General features: G+C 70.5%; 3 protein-coding genes and 1 pseudogene. 2 read left to right on the forward strand and 2 right to left on the reverse strand.

Annotated elements, in window-relative coordinates; genetic code table 11:
* Positions 1-342, reverse strand: a 342-nt coding sequence (locus VFN12_RS09825) for an MBL fold metallo-hydrolase (protein ID WP_325118472.1), incomplete at its 3' end; no start/stop codon positions are given.
* Positions 343-447: 105 nt separating this feature from the next.
* Between VFN12_RS09825 and VFN12_RS09830 the strand changes: the two genes are divergently transcribed.
* Positions 448-1068: a hypothetical protein gene (locus VFN12_RS09830; RefSeq protein WP_325118473.1), complete on the forward strand. Its 621-nt coding sequence runs from the start codon at positions 448-450 to the stop codon at positions 1066-1068.
* A gap of 19 nt (positions 1069-1087) precedes the next feature.
* On the opposite strand, the gene VFN12_RS09835 is transcribed toward VFN12_RS09830, so the two are convergent.
* Positions 1088-1798, reverse strand: coding sequence for a maleylpyruvate isomerase family mycothiol-dependent enzyme (locus tag VFN12_RS09835; protein WP_325118474.1), 711 nt, complete (start codon positions 1796-1798; stop codon positions 1088-1090).
* Between the two features lie 167 nt (positions 1799-1965).
* Here VFN12_RS09835 and VFN12_RS09840 point away from each other — a divergent pair.
* Positions 1966-2277: pseudogene (locus VFN12_RS09840) on the forward strand (excinuclease ABC subunit A); the annotation flags it as partial.

Here is a 2277-nt window from a genome sequence, read left to right on the forward strand (position 1 = left end):
CACGGGTACGCCGGTCTGCTCGGTGATCGCGTCGGCGTCGGGGGCGCCGGCCACGGTCGATGCTCCCGTGGCCGACACGACCTCGGAGAGGGCGCGGTGGTGGTCCCAGTGCTGATGCGTGGTGACGACCGTGGTGAGCCCACCGTCGCCCACGAGAGGCAGCAGGGTCTCGGGGGCAGCGGCAGCGTCGATGAGCACCTGCGCGCCGGTGGCGTGGCACTCCAGCAGGTAGCAGTTGTTGGACATCTCCGGATCGACCGCGACCTTGGTGATGGTGAGCGCGGAGAGGGAGCGTACGTCGGGATCGCCGCCCGGGGTGACGGCTCCGGTGTAGGTGGCCATCCGGTCACCCTAGAACTTGTCCTGCGGGTCGCGTCATGAACCACCGGCGGGCGCGTCACCTCGGTGTCGGACACACTGTTCGGCCACGAGAACGGGGGAACCACCATGAGCAAGCCCATCCGTCACCTGATCGCGATCGCCGCCGCCACTGCGGCCGCCCTCTCGGTCGGGACCATCCCCGCCGGTGCCGCGGGCCGGACAGCCCCGAGCGTCAGCTTCTTCGAGGGGGGCGAGGGCAACGCGCACTGGTCCCAGGACGAGTCCAGCGGCGGTGACCGGTTCTCGATGGAGCTGGAGGTGCCGGACGCAGTGAGCTACGCCGGCATCGACCTGCACCACGAGGAGGGGCGCCCTGCCCCCGAGCACGCGCCGTCGTTCGACTTCTACTCCACCGCCACCGGGCCGAGCCTGGGCTCGCCCCGACTGGTGATCCTCTTCAGCGACGCTGGGAAGGCCGAGCTCCGGCCGTTGGCCTGGGCCCAGGACGAGTGGACCACCGTGGGAGGCGGCGACAACAACTGGGACAACAACGGCGGCACCTGCGGCTACCTCTACCAGACGACCTACGACGCGGTTCGCGCCTGCCACCCCGGCGCGACGGTGACCGCGGCCTTCCTCGTCAGCGACTCCGGGTACGCCTACCCGGAGGGCTACACCCACTACATCGACAACCTGGAGTACGACGCCACCACGATCTCGCAGCCGTCGGACAACAAGCGGAGCTGAGCACGGCAGCCGCGGCGGGCTACCAGGCAGCCACCCTGGGCAGCTCGCCGCGGTCGCTGGTCAGTCCCTCGCCCGACCCCCGGCCGGTCAACCACCAGCCGAGGTCGGCGGCGGTGCCGCTGACGGTCGGGCCGTCCCCGTCGCCGTAGGCCCAGCTGCCGTCGAGGTCCGTGGGGGCGACCTCGAACGGCTCTGGCCACTCGCGCCTCGTCATCGAGGCCAGCAGGACCTCGCAGAACCGGGGTGGCCAGTCGGTGCGCGAGTAGCCGGCGTCCAGGTCGGCGTGGTGGATCTCCACCTCCCGCAGCCGCATCCCGACCGTGGCGCCGGCCGGGACGGTGCGGCCGCCCGGTGTCCGCTCGAACGTGGTGCCCGCGACGTCGTCGGGGAGTGCGGACCAGGCGTCGGCGTACAGGGTGCACCCGGCCAGCAACCGCTCACGGAGCTCGGCAGCCCCGGCCCCCGCCAGCTCCTCGATGTCCCGGTCGCGGTCCTCCGTCGAGGCGTACATGGGAGTCGGCTCGTCCTGCACGATCCCGGTCAGCGCCGCGGCGAGACCCTCGGCGTTGAGCGCCAGGTGAGCGACGACGTGTGCGCGCGTCCAGCCGGGGAGCCCGGACGGTCCCGTCCAGTCGGCATCCTGGAAGCCGTCCACGGTGCGGACCAGGCGGTTGGTCGCCTCCTGGAGCTCCTCGAGCTGCTGGGTCTTGACGCTGGTGTCGTCGGCCATGCGCCCATCCTCACCCGCGGTCCCCGCTGCTGGCCACCGGGGCTGTCAGTGGCCCGTGAGAAGGTGACACACGTGGCGTGGCGGCTTGTGTCGCCACGTACGATGACGAACACTTGTTCGAACAGCGCGGACAGTATCGATACCGGGTCGACAGTCGAGGGACAGCAGTGGCAGAAGAGCTCATCATCCGGGGAGCCCGGGAGCACAATCTCAAGGACGTCTCCCTCGACCTGCCCCGTGACTCGCTGATCGTCTTCACCGGCCTGTCCGGCTCCGGCAAGTCGAGCCTGGCCTTCGACACCATCTTCGCCGAGGGACAGCGCCGGTACGTCGAGTCACTCTCGGCCTACGCCCGCCAGTTCCTCGGCCAGATGGACAAGCCCGACGTCGACTTCATCGAGGGCCTGTCGCCTGCGGTCTCGATCGACCAGAAGTCCACGTCGCGCAACCCCCGGTCGACCGTCGGCACGATCACCGAG

This window comes from Nocardioides sp. (assembly GCF_035703625.1).
Taxonomy (GTDB): domain Bacteria; phylum Actinomycetota; class Actinomycetes; order Propionibacteriales; family Nocardioidaceae; genus Nocardioides.

Excerpts from the sequence above, each read along its gene's own strand:
- VFN12_RS09830 (WP_325118473.1), top strand. The coding sequence starts at position 448 with ATGAGCAAGCCCATCCGTCACCTGATCGCGATCGCCGCCGCCACTGCG.
- VFN12_RS09835 (WP_325118474.1), bottom strand. The coding sequence starts at position 1,798 with ATGGCCGACGACACCAGCGTCAAGACCCAGCAGCTCGAGGAGCTCCAG.